21 protein-coding genes and 1 tRNA gene are annotated in these 21,703 nt (G+C 43.1%); 13 read left to right on the top strand and 9 right to left on the bottom strand.

The features are described 5' to 3' along the window. The first annotated feature begins 487 nt into the window (after window positions 1-487). From PN447_RS16130 to PN447_RS16155, 6 genes are all read left to right on the top strand, one after another. Window positions 488-1,039, top strand: a complete 552-nt coding sequence (locus PN447_RS16130) for a GNAT family N-acetyltransferase (protein ID WP_271764036.1) — start codon at window positions 488-490, stop codon at window positions 1,037-1,039. Between the two features lie 493 nt (window positions 1,040-1,532). Next, window positions 1,533-1,606: transfer RNA gene (locus PN447_RS16135), tRNA-Pro, on the top strand. Window positions 1,607-2,208: 602 nt separating this feature from the next. Next, on the top strand, window positions 2,209-3,009 hold the full coding sequence (locus PN447_RS16140) for a Tic22 family protein (RefSeq protein ID WP_271764037.1): 801 nt from the start codon (window positions 2,209-2,211) through the stop codon (window positions 3,007-3,009). Between the two features lie 3 nt (window positions 3,010-3,012). Beyond that, window positions 3,013-3,936 (top strand): peptide chain release factor N(5)-glutamine methyltransferase, encoded by a 924-nt coding sequence (prmC, locus tag PN447_RS16145; protein ID WP_271764038.1) that lies wholly within the window; start codon window positions 3,013-3,015, stop codon window positions 3,934-3,936. Window positions 3,937-3,971: 35 nt separating this feature from the next. Continuing rightward, the gene (locus PN447_RS16150) at window positions 3,972-4,574 is read left to right on the top strand and encodes an L-threonylcarbamoyladenylate synthase (protein ID WP_271764039.1); all 603 of its coding nucleotides are present in this window, start codon (window positions 3,972-3,974) and stop codon (window positions 4,572-4,574) included. A 3-nt stretch (window positions 4,575-4,577) separates the two neighbouring features. Next, window positions 4,578-5,465, top strand: a complete 888-nt coding sequence (locus PN447_RS16155; RefSeq protein WP_271764040.1) for a sensor histidine kinase — start codon at window positions 4,578-4,580, stop codon at window positions 5,463-5,465. Here PN447_RS16155 and PN447_RS16160 read toward each other — a convergent pair. The 8 genes from PN447_RS16160 to PN447_RS16195 all read right to left on the bottom strand — a co-directional run bounded on the left by PN447_RS16160 (window position 5,428) and on the right by PN447_RS16195 (window position 14,885). Continuing rightward, window positions 5,428-5,901, bottom strand: a complete 474-nt coding sequence (locus tag PN447_RS16160) for a GNAT family N-acetyltransferase (protein WP_271764041.1) — start codon at window positions 5,899-5,901, stop codon at window positions 5,428-5,430. The genes PN447_RS16155 and PN447_RS16160 overlap by 38 nt on opposite strands. A gap of 108 nt (window positions 5,902-6,009) precedes the next feature. Beyond that, entirely contained in the window at window positions 6,010-6,423 is a 414-nt protein-coding gene (locus tag PN447_RS16165) for a hypothetical protein (protein ID WP_271764052.1), read from the bottom strand. 241 nt (window positions 6,424-6,664) lie between these two features. Further along, window positions 6,665-7,648, bottom strand: a complete 984-nt coding sequence (gene secF, locus PN447_RS16170) for a protein translocase subunit SecF (RefSeq protein ID WP_271764042.1) — start codon at window positions 7,646-7,648, stop codon at window positions 6,665-6,667. Further along, window positions 7,645-9,060, bottom strand: a complete 1,416-nt coding sequence (gene secD, locus PN447_RS16175) for a protein translocase subunit SecD (RefSeq protein ID WP_271764053.1) — start codon at window positions 9,058-9,060, stop codon at window positions 7,645-7,647. The genes secF and secD overlap by 4 nt, the downstream gene beginning before the upstream one ends. A gap of 117 nt (window positions 9,061-9,177) precedes the next feature. After that, on the bottom strand, window positions 9,178-10,161 hold the full coding sequence (locus PN447_RS16180) for an alpha-ketoacid dehydrogenase subunit beta (protein WP_271764043.1): 984 nt from the start codon (window positions 10,159-10,161) through the stop codon (window positions 9,178-9,180). Window positions 10,162-10,277: 116 nt separating this feature from the next. Then, window positions 10,278-11,408: a CO2 hydration protein gene (locus PN447_RS16185; RefSeq protein WP_271764044.1), complete on the bottom strand. Its 1,131-nt coding sequence runs from the start codon at window positions 11,406-11,408 to the stop codon at window positions 10,278-10,280. Window positions 11,409-11,479: 71 nt separating this feature from the next. After that, entirely contained in the window at window positions 11,480-12,979 is a 1,500-nt protein-coding gene (locus tag PN447_RS16190; protein WP_271764045.1) for an NADH-quinone oxidoreductase subunit M, read from the bottom strand. A 49-nt stretch (window positions 12,980-13,028) separates the two neighbouring features. Continuing rightward, a complete protein-coding gene (locus PN447_RS16195) occupies window positions 13,029-14,885 on the bottom strand; it encodes an NAD(P)H-quinone oxidoreductase subunit F (protein WP_271764046.1) in 1,857 nt (618 codons plus the stop codon). A 662-nt stretch (window positions 14,886-15,547) separates the two neighbouring features. Here PN447_RS16195 and PN447_RS16200 point away from each other — a divergent pair. From PN447_RS16200 to PN447_RS16230, 7 genes are all read left to right on the top strand, one after another. After that, window positions 15,548-15,856 carry a carbon dioxide-concentrating mechanism protein CcmK gene (locus PN447_RS16200; protein WP_015212739.1) on the top strand — a complete coding sequence of 103 codons (309 nt, stop codon included), beginning with the start codon at window positions 15,548-15,550 and terminating at the stop codon, window positions 15,854-15,856. A 95-nt stretch (window positions 15,857-15,951) separates the two neighbouring features. Beyond that, entirely contained in the window at window positions 15,952-16,287 is a 336-nt protein-coding gene (locus tag PN447_RS16205) for a carbon dioxide-concentrating mechanism protein CcmK (RefSeq protein WP_271764047.1), read from the top strand. A gap of 16 nt (window positions 16,288-16,303) precedes the next feature. After that, window positions 16,304-16,606, top strand: coding sequence for a EutN/CcmL family microcompartment protein (locus PN447_RS16210; protein WP_271733380.1), 303 nt, complete (start codon window positions 16,304-16,306; stop codon window positions 16,604-16,606). Between the two features lie 56 nt (window positions 16,607-16,662). Further along, window positions 16,663-18,318, top strand: a complete 1,656-nt coding sequence (locus tag PN447_RS16215) for a ribulose bisphosphate carboxylase small subunit (protein WP_271764048.1) — start codon at window positions 16,663-16,665, stop codon at window positions 18,316-18,318. Between the two features lie 157 nt (window positions 18,319-18,475). Further along, complete coding sequence (locus PN447_RS16220; protein WP_271764054.1) at window positions 18,476-19,228, top strand: transferase; 753 nt, start codon at window positions 18,476-18,478, stop codon at window positions 19,226-19,228. Window positions 19,229-19,275: 47 nt separating this feature from the next. Beyond that, complete coding sequence (locus tag PN447_RS16225; RefSeq protein WP_271764049.1) at window positions 19,276-20,079, top strand: BMC domain-containing protein; 804 nt, start codon at window positions 19,276-19,278, stop codon at window positions 20,077-20,079. 236 nt (window positions 20,080-20,315) lie between these two features. Further along, window positions 20,316-21,251, top strand: coding sequence for a LysR family transcriptional regulator (locus PN447_RS16230; protein WP_271764050.1), 936 nt, complete (start codon window positions 20,316-20,318; stop codon window positions 21,249-21,251). 64 nt (window positions 21,252-21,315) lie between these two features. Here PN447_RS16230 and PN447_RS16235 read toward each other — a convergent pair. After that, window positions 21,316-21,703: tetratricopeptide repeat protein (locus tag PN447_RS16235; RefSeq protein WP_271764051.1), on the bottom strand; the 388-nt coding region annotated here is incomplete at its 5' end.

The following is a 21,703-nucleotide window of genomic DNA, read 5'->3' on the forward strand; positions in this document are numbered from 1 at the left end:
CCATATTCCCTGTTCCCTGAAACTAAACAACTTTGTACCTCACGAGCATGGGAAATGCTATAAGTCATGATTAGTGTATCAACTATTGTTTGGCCCCACCCTAACCCTCCCCTTGTAAGGGGAGGGGACTGGATTTTATTGTTTTTTGTCTGTTCCCCAATCCTTCCCAATCCTTCGGGTGTTCCCTGTTCCGGTGTTCCCTAATATAAAAATTACCTGTTTAATACTTTCCAAACATCCTCTTAGAGAATTCAACTGAGATTCCCCAATTTTTGGGAAATTACTCCTGGACTGCAAAACAAAATGCTAAACTGGTAAATGATTGGTGTGAAACACGCTATAAAAAGCCGTTGCCATCAAAAATCCCGGAAACATCTAAAGAAATTTAAGTGAGAGGGATATTTACGGTTTCAGCTTTCTAGAACGTGAATCAACACTCCTGTGAAAGTGGAAGCCAATTAAGTTATACTACCCGAACCACGTTGGCATGGGTTTTTGGAAAACTTGGTTTAATAGTCCTGAGTCTATAGCGACAAGTAAAACTAACTCTTTCGAGGAACGTACACTGTCTGTGGCGAGCGAATCTAGCCCCAATGGCGAGAGCGTTGCTTATCAGAAGGAGACTCGTATTGTTTTTAGTACGGAGCGAAATATTGACCTCTATGAACTAGAGGAACTTTGTGATGCAGTTGGTTGGTCGCGTCGTCCTTTAAGAAAAGTCAAAAAAGCCATTGAGCATAGTTTTCTCGTAGCGTCTATGTGGCAAGTGCGAGGAAACCAGAAACGGCTCATTGGTTTCGCTCGTGCTACCTCTGACCATGCTTTTAATGCGACTATTTGGGATGTGGTAGTTCACCCCGACTTTCAAGGGAAAGGACTGGGTAAAGCCCTGATGAAATACGTACTCAAAAAACTCAGAAGTGAAGAAATTAGCAATGTTACTCTATTTGCCGATCCTCATGTTCTAGATTTTTATCGCGGTATGGGTTTTATGTCAGACCCAGAAGGCATTAAAGGTATGTTCTGGTATCCGCAGTAATTGTCAGCCAAGGTTAGGCAGTTTCTACCAAAAAACGCGCACATTGCCCCTAGTTTCTAACTATGGGGGTGTAGTGCGCTAGGAACCTCAGTCGCAGTCCTAAAAATCAGTTTGACAAATATTAGCTTTAATGTATAATTTTTTGTAGTCCTATACCCATAACTTGCAGCCCTGGGGCACACGGTCAAGATGCTTGCTGTTAGCGGAGCGGCACGTTGGGGCGTGTAAATTCATTGGAGTACCCGTGAAGCAAGAATCCCCCGGCTTCTAGCCGTGGGGAGTGTCAAAGGGGATGGAGTTTTACGGGTGCTAAAATCAAGATAAAATTGGTTAGCCAAAATCAGTTAAACCTGCTATTATGATATAATGTTAATGTCGAGGTGATAAACTGTCATTTGGGACGCAGTTCCAAAGATTTAACCTGTTAAACTATAATTAAACCAGCGTGTATGTTGGTTTTAAAGATTATAGACGGCATTAAGACTAATCGATCCGGGATGTAGCGCAGCTTGGTAGCGCGCCTGCTTTGGGAGCAGGATGTCGCAGGTTCAAATCCTGTCATCCCGATTTTAATTTATAATTGGCAGGGTATGAATTTAACGCTAACACGAAAGTCCCTACCTTCGCTGGAGCGATGCGGCAACTAGGGGCAAGGAAGCGACAAAAATCTACAGAAAGTTTTGCTAAAAACGAGCTGAGGGAGGTAGAAACCCACAGTTCAGGCGAAGCCAACTGTGGGTAGTTCATTAGACATGGATCCAGATTAACTAAGTCTTGCGTGAGAAGTTTGGATAAAAGCGCGTTAGGCTGGAACGATTAATCATCTCATGTCGTCAACTAGATTTAATCAAGCCAATTACATGGCATTGAGCATTTCAAATGTGGGGGGAGGTCTCCCCGTCTTAAGAGCAAACTAAACAAGATTAACAACCATTGTGCATTGAATACCCAGGCAACCTCGAGAAAAACATAATGCGATCGCCTATTACCAGAGAACTTATTCTTCTGGGTGAGGAAATGGCAGTTTTTGAGAATTAATTGTTAGCATTGAACCGCAAAAACAAATTTTTCAGATTTTCCGCCGGATGAGAATATAACTAAAACTAGTTATTCTAGTCCTCATACCAGCATTTCTCTGTCTTATTTAACTATTGATGTGAGGAGATATTATGAAAGCATTAGTTCGCTGGGGCGCAACATTGGGATTGCTTGGAAGTACTTTACTGGGATCGGTTTTTGTGGGTAATTTGCCTGTACTGGCTTTGTCAGAACAGCAAATAAAAGAAAAATTAGATGATGTGCCGGTATATCTAATTACTAATAATCAGGGTGCTCCACTGAGTCGCCCGTTATCAGAGAGTGAAACAACTGGTGCGTCGGTGACAGGTGTTTATATGAGTCGGCAGGAAGCTCAAAGTTTTATTAAGGAACTACAGGGCGTCCCGGGTAAAGATCCGAAAATGGAAAAAATGGTGAACAGCCTACAAGTAACAGCAGTGCCTCTAGGTGTGATTTATCAAAAATTGCAACAAAGTAAAAATCAGTCAGAACGCCTTCTATTTGCCTTTAAACCCGTAGAGGGGGAAATTAAGGGAGCAATGGAATTACTGCGTCAAAGTGGTCAACAGATAAATCAGTTTACTAGCGTGCCGATTTTTGCGGTGAGATTTTCACCAAATCAGGGTTATGTGCCCATTCAGTTCAAATCTGATAATAATGAAGAATTGATTCCTTTGTTTTTAAGCAAGCAAGATGCCCAAGGCTTATTAAATCAAGTGAAGCCGAAGTTTCCCCAAGCGGATATTCAGGTCATAGATATAGACGGGGTAATTAAAACTTTACAGGATAAAGATGATCCCTGGCTTAACCAAGTTGTTCTCGTACCATCCCCAGAATCTCGAGAATACATCAAGACTTTGCCTAGACAGGGTAGTAATAATTCAGGGACAGCCAGACCCCAGCAACGTTAAGGAATGACAGACAAATGTGATGGGGTAGTTTCCGGTTTACGGCTTTGGGAGTGGCGTAACAGAGCGATCGCCCAAGCCGTCGCTCATGACATTTCCCCAGCTGAAGTAGATTGGTTACTTCTGGAAGTAGCGGAGTTAGACCGCTTGGCGCTGCGTTTAGAATCTTTTAAACAGAGGGCTGACATTCCCATAACCTTACCTTTAGAAAATTTAGAGCAGTTATGGGAAAGGCGATTAAATGAACACCTACCAGTACAGTATATTGCCGGAGTAACCCCTTGGCGAAATTTTAAAATCGCCGTGTCAAATGCAGTTTTGATTCCCAGACCAGAAACTGAGTGTTTAATTGATCTAGCTGTGGCTGCGGCTCAGAACAGTGACCCAGCCCCATTGCTCAGTTCCGGACATTGGGCAGACTTAGGTACTGGTAGCGGTGCAATCGCCTTAGGTTTAGCAGATGCTTTACCAAAAGCAACAATTCATGCAGTGGATTACAGCCCGGAAGCATTAAAAATTGCCCAGTCAAATGCTTGTAATTTAGGTTTTGACCACAGGATTAAATTTTATCAGGGTTGTTGGTGGGAGCCGCTAACAGCCCTCAAAGGACAGTTTAGCGGTATGGTATCCAACCCACCTTATATTCCCACTACTACCGTGGCTAGCTTGCAACCAGAAGTAGTCAACCATGAACCACATCTAGCTTTGGATGGTGGTACTGATGGCTTAGATTGTATTCGCCAGTTAATAGAAATTTCTCCGGACTATTTGCGCCCTGGTGGTGTATGGCTGATTGAGATGATGGCGGGACAAGCGGATACTGTACAGAGACTTTTACAGCAACAAGGTAGCTACTCCAATATTCAAATTCACGCCGACTTAGCAGGTATTGAACGCTTTGCCCTAGCTTCTGTGAGTGCTGAGTCATGAAATAATTGTTAATTTAACGCTGATTACCCTGACAAATGACTCAAGTTTCTTTAGTTGACTTAATAGCGGGCGCACGTGCTGGCTTATTAGTCAGTTTTCCCACAGATACAGTACCCGCACTGGCGACTTTACCAGAGCAAGCAGCATTGATTTTTGAGGCGAAACGGCGCAGTCAAGATAAACCTTTGATTTTGATGGGGGCTAGTGGGGAGGATTTATGGCCTTATGTCCAAGGTAATGAAAATGAGTGGAAAATTTGGCAACAGATGGTAAATAGACATTGGCCGGGAGGATTAACATTAGTATTACCAGCCAGTCATCGCGTCCCAAAACAGATGAATCCTCATGACCCTAATACAATTGGTATTCGAGTCCCTGATAGTGCGATCGCTCAAACCATTTTGGCGCAAACAGGCCCCCTTGCCACCACCAGCGCTAATTTTTCAGGTCAACCACCCTTAAAAGACTTAGCAGAAATTGCTGATCAGTTCCCTGAAGTTCTAACTCTGGAATCAACTCAAGGTCGTGCTGAAGTTTCTGGAATTGGTTTACCTTCCACTGTGTGTAAATGGACTGGTAATAATTGGCAGATTCTACGCCAAGGTACGGTTAAATTAAGTTTTGAGAATAATTGTTAAATAATGAGCAATTGGATATATTTAGGTGTAGGACTATTACTGGGGTTGGGTATTCGGGAAGTATTGAGTCGGTTATCGCAGGTCATCTCTCCACAGCAGGCGCAAATTACAGCAGCACAGATCAAGCAAACAGAGCTAGCTTACCAAATGGCGCGGGAAATGAGCCTGTTTAAAGGGGGATTTTTAGCACGGACTACCCATGAATTGCGATCGCCCCTAAATGGTTTAATTGGCTTACATCAGTTAATTTTGTCGGATTTGTGTGAAAATCCAGAAGAGGAGCGAGAATTTATTGCTCAAGCCCACGAAAGAGCGCTGAAACTACTACACCTAATTGATGAAATTCTTAACATAGCCAGAACAGAACATGGGACTAATAAATTAGATATTCAACCCCACTGCTTGGCTAGGATTTTACAGGAAGTTAATAATTTAACTTATATGGTGGCAGCAAATCGCAATTTTCCCTTACGTGTTGTGCTTCCAGACCCAGAAATTTATGTTTTGGCAGATTACCGGTGGCTCCGCCAAATATTGGTCAATTTAGTAGACACTGCGATTAATCAAATGGAATTTGGTAGTATCTGCCTTTCTAGTAGTTTCTCGCCTAGTAATAATAGGCTTGAGATTTTCCTGGATGTACCGATCCATGCTGTCACTACAAGTGAGTCGGTAGAACTAATGAAATTAGGGGTCGAGAGTCCTGAGATTGATCAAGATCACAGGACTCTTTCGCCAGGGATGAAGGTGTTATTAAACCAGACTTTACTGGAGGTGATGGGAGGAAAATTAGAAATTGTTCCTTGTCCAAGCACTGAACAAACAAATGAAGAATTAACTAGGTTGCAAATTACTATCCCCCCAGTGATTCCTGAAGCTGAACTTCAGTAATAGGGAGAGTTTCAATATTGGATTGGTGATATAGCACCATTGTGGTGCTGACATTGGACTGAAAACCAATTTTTTCGTAAAACTCCTGTTGATGAGTAGTCATTAAGTATACTCGCTCAACCCTTCTGACCCGGGGATGACTTAAAACGGTTTCTACCAACTTACGCCCCAGACCAGTACCGCGATAATCTGGGTGAATCACCACATCCCAGATAGTAGCACGATAGATACCGTCAGAAGTCGCCCTGGCAAAGCCAATCAGCTGCTCTCCATCGCAAATACTGATGACCGGGTCGCTATTAGCGATGGCTATACTTAAATCCTCGATGGTACGTCCTTTTGCCCAAAAAGCTGCAAGATTAAATAGTTCTTGAAGTTGATAAAGGTTGATTTCCGACTGGCGATATTCACTAAATTTAATTTGACGATACTTCATGTTTTACACCCCAAGGCAGTATCATTTTTTGGATAAACTCATATTGTGCTAGAAAGCGTTGGATACGTATATCTATATGCAACTATGTTCAAGTTTAATTATCATTATTTAATGACAAATCCACTTCCACAGAGGATGAGTGGGGCCTTGCTGTCTGATTTTCAAAACTTGTTTTTCTAAGCGTTGTTTTTCCCGTTGTGGGAATCCCAGGAGAATACTTCGGCTTTGCCAAACTATAGTCGAAACGGTAGTACCGATACAAACCGCTAAACCGAGGCTAGATAGTGGATGATAAAACAGTCCGTATCTTAGAGAAACCCAGGTAAAGTATTGTTGTAATATAACTATTTCTGACCGTAAATTCCACAGAGCGAAAGGTGCAATGGTCAGCCATAAACAGGTGACAAAAAACCATCTCCCGTATACAGTCACCTGATGTAGCCTTTCTACTTGTTGGTTAAAGGATGAGTTAATACCATTGGCATTTTTAGTATTTATTGATGGTTCTTCGAGTTGATCCATGGGAGAATAAACAACCGGTTCCAAATTAATCAAAGGCTTGTTGTTCGGGTAATGAGGAATTATGCACAGGCGGTTTGGAATTTACTATGGTTCAAATAAGAATAATTAACCACCGGTAAACCACGGGTTTTAATGTGTTGATGTTGGTTATTTTAAGCTAATATACACTCAATTTAACCTGATTAAGCTCTGGTTTGTATAAGCAATATTTCCCACCGCCTGGTATTCCCTTAAGCTCATTCTAACCATCCTGGGAGTTAGTAGATGTATCAGTATCAATGGCCTCAGCACTGACTAAAATAGGATATTTCTCTGTGCGTTCTCGCCACCAAGTCAACAGAGTACTGGCGACAAAAATACTGGAATAAGACCCTATAGCAAAGCCGATAATTAATGCTAGGGCGAAGTATCTGAGTGTTTCTCCGCCAAAGACAAAGATGGCGATTACTGACAGCAAGGTTGTTAAAGTAGTATTGATTGATCTTCCTAATGTTTGGTTGACAGCATCATCCACAACCTCGACAATTGGCTGCTGGGGATTGACCTTAATAGTTTCCCGAATGCGATCATAAATCACTACTGTATCGTTGACAGAGAAACCGATAATTGTCAGCAGTGCCACAATAAACAGACTATCCACTTCTAGGTTTAGCAGTAACCCGAAAATTGAAAAAAGCCCTGCAGTAATCAAGACATCGTGCAAAAGCGCCACAATGGCAAATAAGGCGTAGTCCAACTGGAAGCGGAAGGTCAAGTAAATAATAATGCCCATAAAGGAAACTATTAGGGCGATGATACCAGACCGAAATAATTCTGCTCCCAAGGTAGGGCCAACAGTGTCAATTTGGTTTTGTTGCGGGTCAAAGATACCAATTTTCTCACTTAAAGCAGTTTGTAAATTGGTGCGCTGATCAACATCTAAGTCCTTGGTGCGAATTGATATGCCATTGTCTCCCACTATTTGGATGCTGCTATCACCCAAACCCTGGGCTTGTGCTACTTCTCGGACTGTGGTTATATTTATTGGCTGATCGCAGTTACCCAGTTGTGTACAATCGCGTTCTAACTGTAAGCGCGTACCACCGATGAAATCTAAACCGGGGCGTAGGGGGGCGCGAATTTGCGGGTTTTGCCACGAAATCGCCATTGAGATCAAACTAATGAGAATAAAGGCAGTAGAAATGCTCCACCATAGCGATCGCGATTTGTTAATATTCAATTTCATTTAGCCACCTCTGCCTTATTTAATGCTGGTAGGTGAGGACAGAAAAGCTCTCGCTTATTTTTCACAGCCGGACTAGTAACTGCTAAAAACATGAGTGTACGGCTACAAGTGATTGCCGTAAACATACTCATGGCTACACCCAAGGCTAAGGTGAGAGCAAAGCCTCTGACTAATCCTGAACCAAACCAAAACAAAGCAGCACAAGCAATCCATGTAGTGACGTTGCTGTCTAAAATACTGGAAAATGCTCGGTAAAAACCAGATTCTACAGAACGATACAAAGATTTACCCGCTCGCAATTCTTCCCGTGTACGCTCAAAGATTAGCACATTGGCATCAACTGCCATGCCAATACTGAGGATAAAACCAGCAATTCCCGGCAAAGTCAGGGTAACCCCCAACAGAGCAAAACTCGCCCATGTTAGTAAAGAGTAGATGACTAATGAGATATCGGCAATCAATCCTGGTAGGCGGTAGTAAAATACCATAAATATTAATACTAAGATTAGACCGCCAATACCAGCATAAATGCTGCTTTGAATACTGTCTTTACCCAAGGTAGCGCCTACGGTCCGTCTTTCGGCGATTTCCACGGGTACAGGTAAAGCACCGCCACGCAACTGCACGCCCAAGTCATTGGCTTCTTGGGGGGTAAATGTACCTGTAATCACTGCAGCACCGCCAGTAATTCCTGTATCAGCAAATTCTACCCCCACTACAGGAGCGCTGATTAATTCATTATCTAAAAAAATCCCAATGCTCCGCCCCGTACCGGCAAGGTTTTTGGTGAGATTGGCAAACAGTTCACCACCTTTAGTATCAAAGCGAATGGCAACATTCCAATTACTACCTTGAGTTGGTTCACCATAGGCATCTTGGAGATATTTACCGTCTAGTGGTGGTTCAGTGCTGTCAAACAATTCTCTGATGGCTTGATTATTTTTGGCTAATTCTTCTTGATTATTAATAATTGCGGCCTCATCGCCGCGGTTTCTTAACTCTTCTTGCTTGGCTCTGATCTCGGTTCTGGATGCTTGAAAAGCAAAAAGTTGAGTTTCTGTACCAGGCTTTTGTTGTCGAAATTCTAACTGTGCTGTACCACCTAGCACTCGTTCTGCTTGCTGCGGGTCATTGACTCCTGGTAATTGTACCAGGATTTTGTCTGTGCCTACAGTTTGAATTACTGGCTCAGAAACCCCAAGACCATTAACTCGACCTTCCACAACTTTCTGAACCCCAGCCAAATCTCGTTCAGTAATTTCTCTCATCAGGAGTGCTGATTGCACCTGAATGGTTAACTGTGAACCGCCCCGTAAGTCTAACCCCAAAGGTACTGGAATTGTGACTATCACCGCAATAGCGGCCATGAGCAGCACGAAAATTAAAGCTAATAGCGATCGCTGTCTTTGCATACAATAACTCGCAACTGACAAAGGCTATAATAGCGTTCTTTGAACGAGTTTTGAATGGGTAGATGGGGGAGGTGGGGAGATGAGGTATATTTTTCCTCATTCCCCAGTCTTGGGCTTTTAAACTCGCATAGCGACCATTTTTTCCACAGCTTCGACGATTTGTTCTGGCTGCACAATTGTTAACCGTTCCAAACTACCGTTATAGGGTGTGGGTATATCTTGGGAAGAAAGCCGTAGTACCGGCGCATCCAATTCATCAAACAAGCGGTCATTGATGGAGGCGGTTAATTCTGCACCAATACCGCCGGTTCTCATACACTCCTCCACGATAATAACTCGATGGGTTTTGCGTATGGATGCCCCAATAGTATCAAAATCCAAAGGCTTGAGTGATATTAGGTCTATTACTTCTGGATCATAACCTTGTTTTTCTAAAGTTTTCACGGATTGCAATACATGATGGCGCATCCGTGAGTAAGTCAGTATTGTGACATCTTTACCACGACGCACAACTTCTGCTTTATCCAGGGGTAGTAGATATTCTTCTTCTGGTAAATCTTCTTTTAAGTTGTAAAGTAGAACGTGTTCAAAGAACAACACCGGGTTATCGTCACGAATAGCGGATTTTAGTAGTCCTTTGGCGTTGTAGGCTGTGGAGCAAGTAACAATTTTTAAGCCCGGAACCGCTTGGAAGTAAGCCTCTAGGCGTTGAGAATGTTCAGCCCCTAGCTGTCTACCTACACCGCCAGGACCGCGAATTACCATAGGGATTTTAAAGTTACCGCCGGAGGTGTAGCGTAGCATTCCAGCGTTGTTGGATATCTGGTTAAAGGCTAGGAGCAAAAAGCCCATATTCATACCTTCTATTATGGGTCTTAACCCAGTCATAGCTGCGCCCACGGCCATACCAGTAAAACTGTTTTCGGCGATGGGAGTATCGAGAATCCTTAGTTCGCCATACTTTTTGTATAGGTCTTTAGTGACTTTGTAGGAACCGCCGTAATGTCCTACATCTTCCCCAAGAACGAATACACTGGAATCACGGGCCATTTCTTCATCAATGGCTTCCCGCAGAGCGTTAAAAAATAGTGTTTCTGCCATTTAGACCTTATAGTCAGACTATTGTTTTAGAATCTTATCGTGCCACCGTAGCAAATATCGTGAGCGATCGCACTAGATTAGAGATTGATTTTTTGGACAAAATTAATTAAGTTGTATTATTTGTTATTTACTGCCTGTAATTGAGAAGTTTCTAAGCGGTTCATCCATTTTTCTAAATAGACGCGATTAGCAGTTTGTTCAGATGTATCTTCAGTATCCATAGAATAAGGCATTAGTCCCAAAATCGCTGCTGTGGTTACACAAAACATTGACTTTTGGAAGCTGATACAAATTTGGACTCGCAAATCATCTTCACCTCGAAGACTGTGACGATAAATTGTGTGTAAATAATCCGGGAGATAATGACGCATATCCTGCATCAGCAAAGTGGGAGGAATACCAGAACCACCTATAGGTAAAGGGTCGGCATATAGTGCGCCATACTGAAATCGAGCTTGGTCTAGGGGAATTTGATATGCTTGGGCATTATATGACACTGTGCCATGAAAGGGAGTTCCCCGAAAGAATACTGCCTCTACATAAGGGATGGCTGTATCTGCTAGGAAGGTTAAACCCACAGATTTAGGAATGATGTCATAAACTTCCCCTCGGATTTTGACGGCGTAAGTAATAGGCTTTAACGCATCTGCAACCAAACCCGCTTTAATGTGGTCTACAACTTGGGGAATGGTTTTAATTTCTCCTTGGTCGTAGCGGTCTGATAAATTCAGGAAAATATCCGCCATTACCCGCCAAAATTGGCCTAAACCACTATAGTAAGCCGACACACGCAACATTTCCGTTAAAAAATCCGGAAATAGTTGGTTAACGCCGATGATGGGATTGTTGGGGAATTTGGCTTGAATAACTGCTTGTGCTCTTTCTTCAAACTCTGGTGTATCTAAATATTCATCTAGACCACCTCCACCGTGCCACATCATGGCTTTCATGCAATATTCGGCATATTCAAAGTTAATTCTGTCATGCCACCAATGGCGAATTAGCTTGGGGAAAGAAATTTCCCCGTTAAAGTATTTAAAAAAGGGAAAAAATACTAGAAATTGATGTTCAGCAATATAAATGAGGTTTTTTGAATAGGCATCTAAAACCACGCCGTAGCTTTTAAGTATGCCCACAACTTCCATGACATTATCTGGACTATCAGGAAGTAATGTACCTCCGGTGAGTAGTCTTTGAATATACTCAGATAAAGGATGTGAGAAAGGTTTTTTTTGCATGCTTACCATTGCCATTTCTGCAAAATTTACAGAGATTTAGAGATGGGGTATCGGGTATCGAAAATACTCTTCCCCAGTCCTTAGTTAGCAGTACCCTGATCTAAAGACACCGCAGGTACTACATTTTCGCTATTAACCATAGCTGTGATCGTGGGTTCACTCCAGCGCACTAACCAAGCTGGCTGGATGCCAAAAATCACAATTAATACTGCTAGAATTACTGAAGCCATGCGATCGCTCCACAATACACGGGGTAAGTTGCTGACTTGTGGGGACAACCGCCCAAAAAAGGCGCGATTCATCAGAATTAAGAAGTAAACGGCAGTTAAGCCAGTACCAATCATAGATAAAAGCGTCTGGACTGGAAAAACGGCAAAACTGCCGCGAAAAACGATAAATTCGGAAATAAACCCCACCATTCCCGGTACACCTGCGCTGGCCATCACACCCAAAACCATCAAGCTACCAATCAGGGGTAAACCTCGTTCTGGGTTAAGTAATCCTCTAATTACATTTAAATCGCGGCTTCCAGCTTTTTGATAAACAACCCCCACAAGTAAAAACAGCAGTGGGGAAATCAAACCGTGGCTGATCATTTGCATCACAGCCCCCAAGGTACTCACCGGTGTAGCCGCCGCCGCTGCTAATAAGATGTAGCCCATGTGTCCAATGGAGCTGTAGGCTACCATTTTTTTCATGTCGGTTTGGGCGATCGCACAAGAAGAGCCAAATAGGACACTAACTACAGCCCAAGTTGCCAACCATGGGGCTAAATAAGTCCAAGCTTCTGGTAACAAGTTCATGCCAAAGCGTAGTAGGCCATAGGTTCCTAACTTCAACAACACTCCCGCCAGCAGGACAGAAATGGGTGTAGAAGCTTCAACGTGGGCATCTGGTAACCATGTGTGAAAGGGAAATAGGGGAATTTTAATCCCAAAACCCACTAGAAGGCCTCCTAGTAGTATCAGCTGTGTTGCCAAGGGTAAAGTTGTGGTTTTCAAACCCAAGAGTGCAAAGCTCCCAGAACCACTCAGCCAAACCATACCCAGGAAACTTGCCAAAATTAATATCCCGGAAATGGCGGTGTAAATCAGAAATTTTGTGGCAGCATAACCCCGTCTAGCGCCTCCCCAAATGGCAATTAACAGATATAGCGGTATTAGTTCGATCTCATAAAACAGGAAAAATAGTAGTAAATCTTGTGCCAAAAATGCTCCTATCACCCCAGCATTTAACAGTAAGATTAAGGAGTAATAAAATCTAGGACGCTGAAGGGATTCATTACTGCTGTAAATGGCAATACAAGTTAACAGTCCATTTAAAACCAGTAATGGTAAAGATAAACCATCTATTCCTAAATTATAATTCAAGCCTAAAGATTCTATCCAGGGGATAAACTCAGTAAACTGTTGACTGGCTTGGGCGGGATTGAATTTTACTGCCAGTACAACTGTCCACAAGAAGATGATAATGGCGAAGAGGAAAGCCACTTGACGCGAAAGTTTGCCACTAATGTGGCCGGGCCAGAACCCGATTAAAGCCGCGGCTAATAATGGCAGTACAATTAGTACACTCAGCATAAATATAACTATGTATGGGTAGAGGGGATGTAAAAAGTCTGTCGCCCTGTTAAAACGGTAATTTATCTAGTAGACCTAATGACCAGCTAATGAAAAAACCCAGGACGCTGATCACCACCAGGATAGTTAACATATATCCCTGGGATTGACCAGAAATGGTATATTTTAAACCTTGTCCACCTAGAATTGTCGCAAATCCTACCAAGTTAACAAAACCATCAACTAAGTAGCGATCGCTCCAATCAGAAAATTTTGATAGCAGGGCGACTAAATTAACTATCGTTAGTTTATAAATTTTATCAATGTAAAAATCATAACCCAATAGGTCTTGTACAAATCTCCAGACCAGGATTCTGGATCTTGACCATGCTTTATGGAGGGACATTGTAGAGCCTATAGCTACCCCGATCACCGTAGAAGAAACCAAGATTAATAGTATGTACCAATCGACGTTTTCCCAATTAGGCAGCAAATACCATTGCTGTAGCATCAGTGGTAAGAGTAAATTCACTACAGTTAGTGCCACCATTGGTAATGCCATTTGCCAGCCAACTTCCGGGGTGCGGCGGGTTTTTTGTTGTGGTTTGCCCCAAAATATTAATCTGAATACTCGTGTCAGGTTCAAGGCTGTCAAGCCGTTGACTAATACTAAGATGGCAATTACCCAAGGACTAGCATGAACTAAGCCATCTGCCCATGCCAGCATTGCCCAGAAACTTCCCAGTGGTAACAGTGTTACCATACCAGCAGAACCTACGATAAAAGCTGTGGTAGTGGCTGGCATCCTTGACCATAATCCACCCATTTCGGTTAAGTCTTGGGTGCTAGTGGTATAGATTACTGAACCAGAACTCATGAATAATAGAGCTTTAGCGATCGCATGGGTTAACATTAACATTAGGGCCACACCACCTTGCTCTAACCCCACTGCCAAAAAGACTAAGCCCATGTATGCACTAGTGGAATGAGATAAGGCTCGCTTAATATCTGTTTGGGCTAGTGACACTAATGTTGCACCCACTGCGGTCAATGCCCCTATCACAACTAGGGTATTTAAAGCAATGGGAGACAAGGTTAATATTGGCTGAAGCTTATATAATACATACGCACCGCCACCTACAACTAATGAATTCCGCATTACCGAAGCGGGGTTAGGGCCTTCCATGGCTTCATCTAACCATAGGTGTAAGGGAAATTGAGCGCATTTACCCGCAGGTCCGGCAATTAATCCCAAACACAGCAAAGTCGAAGTAACTGGACTTAAATCAGCTGTTTGTGCCCACTCATACAAATCAGAGAAGTTCAAACTACCACATAAAGTCGAAAGCGTTACCACGCCCATTAATAACAGCAGGTCTCCCACGCGCTTGGTTAAAAAGGCATCTCGCGCTGCTGTCACGACTAGTGGTTGAGCATACCAAAATCCCACCAATAGATAAGTAGAAAGGGTGAGCACTTCTAAAACAGCGTAGCTCAGAAACAACGAATCACTGATCGCTAAACCAGTCAGCGCCATTTCAAAGAATCCGATTAATGCAAAGAACCGTGCTAACGACCAGTCCTTTTCCATGTATCCTAGGGCATAAATTTGTGTTAACAGACTTAATCCGCTAATTAATACCATCGCCCCAATGCTGGTTGGGGAGAGTTCCAAAGCAAAAGATAAGTTAAAATCTGCAGCTTGCAACCAGTTGATCACTAAAATTTCTGGTTCTTTATCCCAAATATGCTTAAATACGAACAGACTATGAAGAAAACCCACAATGGTTGTGAATATGTTGAAATATGCCGCGGGTCTAGGACCGGTACGCCGAATGATTCCCATTCCCCACGGTAAGGTTACCAGTGCGCCAAGTAGGCTGTAGAATGGCACCCACCAACTTGTTGAAAATAGAAACTGATTCATTGACATTTTCCTTGACGACTCCGCTTTGAATTTTTCTTAAATATCCTGAAAACAATCTTTGACTAAAAAATATAATTATTGGATTATATCTATGGTTTTTTTAACTATTTGTTCCCTAAATTCTTCAATGAGTATTTTTTGTTTAGGTTATCTTATTTTGGTATACTTGAGTATACTTTATACATATTTACAAGCATTCACGTCTATTAAATCATGGGTGATGATGGATTTATATTTCTACTTGCAGTAAATAAATTTATCCAATACATTAAAAAAAATTATGTGTTTTTTACAAAATGATTACTTCTGCTCTCAAGGTCGGAAAACTTATAGACAGCAAAACCTACAGCGATTAATATCCCATCTGCGGAGCGGGCTCGCCGTAGCTATGAATGTCCTTTTGTAAATGTAATAAAGAAATTATAAAGCATAAGTGGGTACTCTAGGAATTGATTAACTTTCACTGATCCGAATCAGGGATAAACTTTTGTTAAGTTTTTTAAAACTATTTTATCATAAACTATTATACTAATTTATATTGCCAGGGAGACCAAGCTTTCCTATGCTTAATTTAGAAGTGTTTTTATGGCTCAAGATGCAGCCCTCCGCTTAAACATTTCAAAACACAGTACTAATTGGATTAAATTTTTAGGAGTTCTGCGATGCCAATTGCAGTTGGAATGATTGAGACTAAGGGGTTTCCGGCGGTAGTAGAAGCTGCTGATGCGATGGTGAAAGCCGCACGTGTTACTTTGGTAGGCTATGAAAAAATTGGTAGTGCTAGGGTAACCGTGATTGTCCGGGGTGACGTGTCGGAAGTACAAGCCTCTGTTGCTGCCGGCGTAGATGCAGCCAGAAGAGTTAATGGTGGCGAAGTATTATCCACTCACATTATTGCCCGTCCCCACGAAAACCTAGAGTACGTTTTGCCCATACGTTACACCGAAGCTGTAGAACAGTTCCGGACTTAAAAACTAATTTTAAGCAAGTAAAGTAATTAACGGGGTCGCTGTCTTGAGGGCCACTTTTTCTCAAGGGTAAAAACTTTAATTCAGGATAAAAACTAATGTCAATCGCAGTAGGAATGGTAGAAACCCTGGGCTTTCCCGCAGTAGTAGAAGCTGCTGATGCGATGGTAAAAGCTGCACGTGTTACTTTGGTAGGCTATGAAAAAATCGGCAGCGGTCGAGTCACAGTCATCGTTCGGGGTGATGTTTCCGAAGTTCAAGCTTCAGTGGGTGCTGGAGTAGAATCAGTGAAACGGGTGCATGGGGGAGAAGTATTATCTACCCATATCATTGCTCGTCCTCATGAAAACTTGGAATACGTCTTACCAATTCGGTATACCGAAGACGTAGAACAATTCCGGGAAAATGTCAACGCCATTCGTCCTTTTCGGTAGAAGACCGTAATCTGTAATGCAAGTTGCCAAAGTTCGTGGCACAGTAGTCAGCACGCAAAAAGATCCAAGTCTTCGCGGTGTCAAACTACTGTTGTTGCAATTAGTAGATGAAGAAGGAAACCTCCTGTCTAAATACGAAGTAGCAGCAGATACCGTAGGCGCAGGAGTAGATGAGTGGGTGCTTGTCACTCGTGGCAGTGCCGCTCGTCAGATTTTAGGTAATGAACAGCGTCCCTTGGATGCAGCAGTAGTGGCGATCATTGATACCATTCACTTGGAAGGTCGTCTCATGTACAGCAAAAAAGAGCAGTATCGATAGTCTTTGCTCATTCAAAGACTTAAGAAAAAAAAGCTTAATTGAGGAGGAATCTTGTAATGGTTGCCCGCAGCACGGCGGCACCCCCAACCCCGTGGTCGAGGAATTTAGCCGAGCCCAAAATCCATGAAAGCACTTTTGTACATCCGGCGGCCAATATTATTGGAGATGTGCGAATAGGTGCTAATGTCATCATTGCTCCAGGAACCTCGATTAGAGCGGATGAAGGTACACCTTTTTTTATTGGCGAAAATACTAATATTCAAGATGGTGTAGTAATTCATGGACTCGAACAAGGCCGAGTCATTGGCGATGACCAAAATCAATACTCAGTATGGGTAGGAGAAAATGTTTCTATTACCCACATGGCATTGGTTCATGGTCCAGCTTATGTAGGAGATAATTCCTTCATTGGTTTTCGTTCCACAGTATTTAACGCCAGAGTAGGCGCGGGTTGCATCGTCATGATGCACGCTTTAATTCAAGATGTAGAAATTCCCCCCGGTAAGTATGTACCTTCGGGAGCGATAATTACTACTCAGCAGCAAGCTGACCGGTTGCCAGATGCTGAGGTTCAGGATCAGCAGTTCGCCCATCATGTGGTGGGGATAAATCAGTCATTAAGAACTGGTTATCGCTGTGCTGCGGATAGCAAGTGTATTGCACCCATTCGGGATGAGATTGCTAAATCTTATACAAATACTGGTATTACTGTTTTAGAGCTAGAAAGGAGTAGTGAAGTGTCGAGCAACAGCTTGGGTGCAGAAATCATAGAACAGGTGCGCTATCTTTTAGATCAAGGATATAAAATTGGTACAGAACACGTAGATCAAAGACGGTTCCGCACTGGTTGTTGGCAAAGTTGCCAACCGATTCAACCTGGATCTATAGGTGAAGCGATCGCAGCCTTAGAAAGCTGTCTGAAAGATCATAGCGGCGAATATGTCCGTCTGTTTGGCATTGACAATGGTAAACGGCGCGTCCTAGAAACCATTATTCAACGCCCGGATGGCATAGTTACTGCCATTGCCTCTAGTGGTTTTCAGGCATCTGCTAATAATGGTAACGGTCGTTATAGTAGTAATGGCAATGGTCACGTTGCCAGCAGTGGTGTACTGAGTAGCGAAACCATAGATCAAATTCGTAATTTGCTGTCAAGTGGTTACAAAATTGGGTCTGAACATGTAGATGAGCGACGTTTCCGCACTGGTTCCTGGAACAGCTGCCAGCCCATTGAATCAACTTCCACCAATGAAGTGCTAGCGGCATTAGAAGCATGTTTAGAATCCCACCAAGGGGAATATGTACGGGTGATTGGTATTGATACCAAAGCTAAACGGCGGGTTTTAGAAAGCATTATCCAAAGACCAGGCGGACTAGTTGCCCCTTCTGCTACCAAGAAATCCTTTAGCAGCAATAGTTCCGGCACTGCTACTGCCACCGCCACCAGTACCCGGTTGAGTTCTGAAGTGGTAGACCAAATCCGACAAATTTTGGCGGGTGGATATAAAGTTACTGCTGAACACGTAGACCAAAGACGGTTCCGTACAGGTTCCTGGGCGAGCTGCGGTCAAATTGAAGCCAAATCTGACAGAGGGGTGATTGAGGCTTTAGAGGGATACCTCGCTGAATATCCAGGGGAATACGTGCGGTTAGTTGGTATTGACACTAAAGCTAAACGCCGAGTCCTGGAAACTATCATCCAACGTCCCTAAAAGTGCTGAGTTAAGAGTGCTGTTAGCATCCGTGGGCGTAGCCATTGCTGAGTAAAATTTTTAGTCATTACTCCAGGCATAAAGCTATTCCCGACCTTATAGAATTGATTCAGCACTTAGCACTATGCTATCTCCGGCTTCCGAGGTGAAAATTTCCATGTCTGTGCCGCCACTGCACCTGAGCAACAAGTTCGAGTCTTACATAAGTGGCGAGGTGACTATTCATCCCAGTGCAGTCCTGGCACCTGGAGTCATACTTCAAGCTGCTTTAAACAGCAAGATGATCATCGGACCAGGGGTGTGTATTGGTATGGGGTCAATTCTCCAAGTTAGCGAAGGCACCCTAGAGGTAGAAGCAGGAGCAAACTTGGGAGCCGGTTTTTTGATGGTTGGTCAAGGCAAAATTGGCGCAAATGCTTGTATTGGTTCAGCAACCACAGTTTTTAACTGTTCTATCGAGCCAGGAACAGTCATTCCGCCAGGCTCAATTTTAGGGGACACCAGTCGGGAAATTGAGGATACACAACAACCGGCAGCAGCCCCTAACAATGGTGCTCATACCAGTAGTGAACAACAGCCAGAAGCGGAAAATAGTTTAGAGCCGGATGAGGAGACAGTCATGTCCTCAACTAACATTTGTGCATCGGCTTACTGGAAATTTAAATACCAGTCTACTTCCTCTTCTGTGTCTTCGCCTACATCGGAAAGCCAGCCCCCTGCTGGAGAAGAAAACGCTGACGCCAATAAATCCATACCCCAGGAACCAAAATCAAGTCAGCCTCCCACTAAATCAGCTCATAATTTCGGGAACCAAATTTATGGACAAGGAAGTATAAATAGGTTACTAGTGACATTATTTCCCCATCGGCAAAGCTTAAATGACCCCATCTCTGACGATCAGTCTGAGTAAGTGTTAATTGTAAGTTGTCAGTTTCATGAGTAATCTGGAAAGTTCACATGGAAACATCTAACCAACACTCTATTAGCACAATTCAGAAATCCCGCCGACGAGATGCTCTGAAAAATACTGCTTTGGGTTTAGTCTCTACCAGCAGCTTTCCCGCCATAGTGGGAACGGCAGATATGATGCTCAAATCCGCCGGTGTTCACCTAGTGGGGTATGAAAAAATTGGTAGTGGGCAGTGTACCGCTATTGTCAGAGGTGGAATTGCCGATGTGCGTCTGGCTGTAGAAGCTGGTGTTCAAACTGCTGAACAGTTTGGTCAATTGGTTTCTAGCTTGGTGATTCCTCGGCCTTATCCTAACCTGGATATAGTGCTGCCCATCACCAGTCGGCTAAGTAAATTGATGGAGGAAGGAAATCAAAGCAGTTTAAGTAACTTAGCCATTGGTTTAGTGGAGACCCGGGGATTTCCGGCCATGGTGGGTGCTTGTGATGCCATGCTTAAGTCGGCTGATGTTCACTTAGCAGCCTATGAGAAAATTGGTGCCGGTTTGTGCACTGCCATTATTCGTGGCACTGTTGCTAATGTGGCAGTGGCAGTAGAAGCTGGAATGTTTGAGGCAGAACGCATTGGCGAATTGAACGCAGTCATGGTCATTCCTCGACCACTAGATGAGATGGAGAAAACCTTACCTTTAGCCAGCTGCTGGATTGAACACCGCGAACCATTGCATATGCCCGTCAATGTCCAAGAGCAGGTGGCGCAAATAGAAGTGTTACAGTTGCCTGATTTATCCCAAATCCCGGCCAAAATTCCCCAGGAAGTTGCCGAAGAAATATGGAAAGATGAAAGTTAAAATTATGTTGTAATAATTTTAACAATTCATCTTCCCCCGGAAGGCATCTTACGCTTTGCTTGTTGTCTTGATAATAACTTGTGAATACCATAAGTAAAAGAACTTTCTTTGAATAAGATTAATAGATTTTTATCTATAGGATAATTCAGAACTTCGTATGAGTGGTTCTGTCGCATTGGCAAGTGTTCAGTGATACTAGATTTATAGATTAAATTTCTATTAGAGGAGAATCACCCTTGAAGCAGGCAACGCTACACCAGTTGAAGGTGTTCGAGGCAGCGGCACGGCACAGTAGCTTTACTCGTGCGGCTGAGGAATTATTTCTTACTCAACCTACCGTGTCGATGCAAATTAAACAACTCACGAAATCGGTAGGGTTGCCATTATTTGAGCAGGTGGGAAAACGTCTATTCTTAACAGAGGCAGGGAGGGAATTATTTACTACTTGTCGGCAGATTTTTGAAACCATGGCCAAGTTTGAAATGACTGTGGCGGATTTAAAAGGTCTTAAACAGGGGCAATTACGGTTGGCAGTGATTACAACGGCTAAGTATTTTGTCCCTCGTTTATTAGGGCCGTTTTGTCAACTTTATCCCGGAATTGAGATTTCCTTACAAGTAACCAACCATGAACGCATTTTGGAACGGATGCTGAATAACATGGATGACCTGTACATTTTAAGTCAAGTTCCAGAAAATATCGATGTCAACTATGAGCCATTTTTAGACAACCCTTTAGTAGTATTTGCACCCGTTAATCATCCCTTAGCAAAACAGAAAAATATCTCCATAAAAAGGTTGACAAATGAACCTTTTATTATGCGTGAACCTGGTTCAGGGACTCGCCGCGCCGTGCAGAAACTCTTTGATCAACATGGTGTGAAGGTAAAAGTTAAACTGGAATTGGGCAGCAATGAGGCCATTAAACAGGCGATCGCCGGGGGGTTGGGAATTTCTGTTTTATCTCGCCATACCTTAATGCCAGACTCTTCTGAGTTCGCTATTTTGGATGTAGAACATTTCCCCATCAAGCGAACTTGGTTTATAGGGTATCCCTCTGGTAAACAATTATCTATTGTCGCTCGTACTTATTACGAGTATTTACTGGAGTCCGCCAAAAAGTTTGTCGAGGAAAATGGTGATTACGGTAACAGTCACGTTGAGAAAGTGTAAAAATTACTGTAGTTATTCATACTAATAATTGGGGCTATACTTGGGGGATATATTTAGAAAATACTTAGCAGTCTGCCGGTGGTAAGGGCAACTGCGTGGGTGTACAAAGCCTAAACTTTAACAATTGTCCCTCCAGGGAGACTACCCTAGTTTGTTGTCGGCAAGCTGCCAAATTTTCACGAACAATAATAGTATGGGGATGATTGTCTCCCAGCAAGCGTTTACACAGTTTTAAAGCTTGGAGATACAAAGGTTCGGCTTGGTCGTACCGTCTTTGGGAATAGTAGAGACCTGCTAGGTTGTTGAGACTGGTGGCGACTGAGGGATGATTGTCTCCCAGCAGGCGTTTACTCAGTTCTAAAGCTTGGAGATACAAAGGTTCGGCTTGGTCGTACCGTCTTTGGGAATAGTAGAGACCTGCTAGGTTGTTGAGACTGGAGGCGACTGAGGGA

This window comes from Anabaena sp. CS-542/02 (assembly GCF_028331085.1).
Lineage (GTDB): Bacteria > Cyanobacteriota > Cyanobacteriia > Cyanobacteriales > Nostocaceae > Anabaenopsis > Anabaenopsis arnoldii.

Bases quoted from the DNA above. Each gene is read 5' to 3' on its own strand.
- PN447_RS16130 (WP_271764036.1), top strand. From the start codon at position 488: ATGGGTTTTTGGAAAACTTGGTTTAATAGTCCTGAGTCTATAGCGACA.
- PN447_RS16140 (WP_271764037.1), top strand. From the start codon at position 2,209: ATGAAAGCATTAGTTCGCTGGGGCGCAACATTGGGATTGCTTGGAAGT.
- prmC (WP_271764038.1), top strand. From the start codon at position 3,013: ATGACAGACAAATGTGATGGGGTAGTTTCCGGTTTACGGCTTTGGGAG.
- PN447_RS16150 (WP_271764039.1), top strand. From the start codon at position 3,972: ATGACTCAAGTTTCTTTAGTTGACTTAATAGCGGGCGCACGTGCTGGC.
- PN447_RS16155 (WP_271764040.1), top strand. From the start codon at position 4,578: ATGAGCAATTGGATATATTTAGGTGTAGGACTATTACTGGGGTTGGGT.
- PN447_RS16160 (WP_271764041.1), bottom strand. From the start codon at position 5,901: ATGAAGTATCGTCAAATTAAATTTAGTGAATATCGCCAGTCGGAAATC.
- PN447_RS16165 (WP_271764052.1), bottom strand. From the start codon at position 6,423: ATGGATCAACTCGAAGAACCATCAATAAATACTAAAAATGCCAATGGT.
- secF (WP_271764042.1), bottom strand. From the start codon at position 7,648: ATGAAATTGAATATTAACAAATCGCGATCGCTATGGTGGAGCATTTCT.
- secD (WP_271764053.1), bottom strand. From the start codon at position 9,060: ATGCAAAGACAGCGATCGCTATTAGCTTTAATTTTCGTGCTGCTCATG.
- PN447_RS16180 (WP_271764043.1), bottom strand. From the start codon at position 10,161: ATGGCAGAAACACTATTTTTTAACGCTCTGCGGGAAGCCATTGATGAA.
- PN447_RS16185 (WP_271764044.1), bottom strand. From the start codon at position 11,408: ATGGTAAGCATGCAAAAAAAACCTTTCTCACATCCTTTATCTGAGTAT.
- PN447_RS16190 (WP_271764045.1), bottom strand. From the start codon at position 12,979: ATGCTGAGTGTACTAATTGTACTGCCATTATTAGCCGCGGCTTTAATC.
- PN447_RS16195 (WP_271764046.1), bottom strand. From the start codon at position 14,885: ATGAATCAGTTTCTATTTTCAACAAGTTGGTGGGTGCCATTCTACAGC.
- PN447_RS16200 (WP_015212739.1), top strand. From the start codon at position 15,548: ATGCCAATTGCAGTTGGAATGATTGAGACTAAGGGGTTTCCGGCGGTA.
- PN447_RS16205 (WP_271764047.1), top strand. From the start codon at position 15,952: ATGTCAATCGCAGTAGGAATGGTAGAAACCCTGGGCTTTCCCGCAGTA.
- PN447_RS16210 (WP_271733380.1), top strand. From the start codon at position 16,304: ATGCAAGTTGCCAAAGTTCGTGGCACAGTAGTCAGCACGCAAAAAGAT.
- PN447_RS16215 (WP_271764048.1), top strand. From the start codon at position 16,663: ATGGTTGCCCGCAGCACGGCGGCACCCCCAACCCCGTGGTCGAGGAAT.
- PN447_RS16220 (WP_271764054.1), top strand. From the start codon at position 18,476: ATGTCTGTGCCGCCACTGCACCTGAGCAACAAGTTCGAGTCTTACATA.
- PN447_RS16225 (WP_271764049.1), top strand. From the start codon at position 19,276: ATGGAAACATCTAACCAACACTCTATTAGCACAATTCAGAAATCCCGC.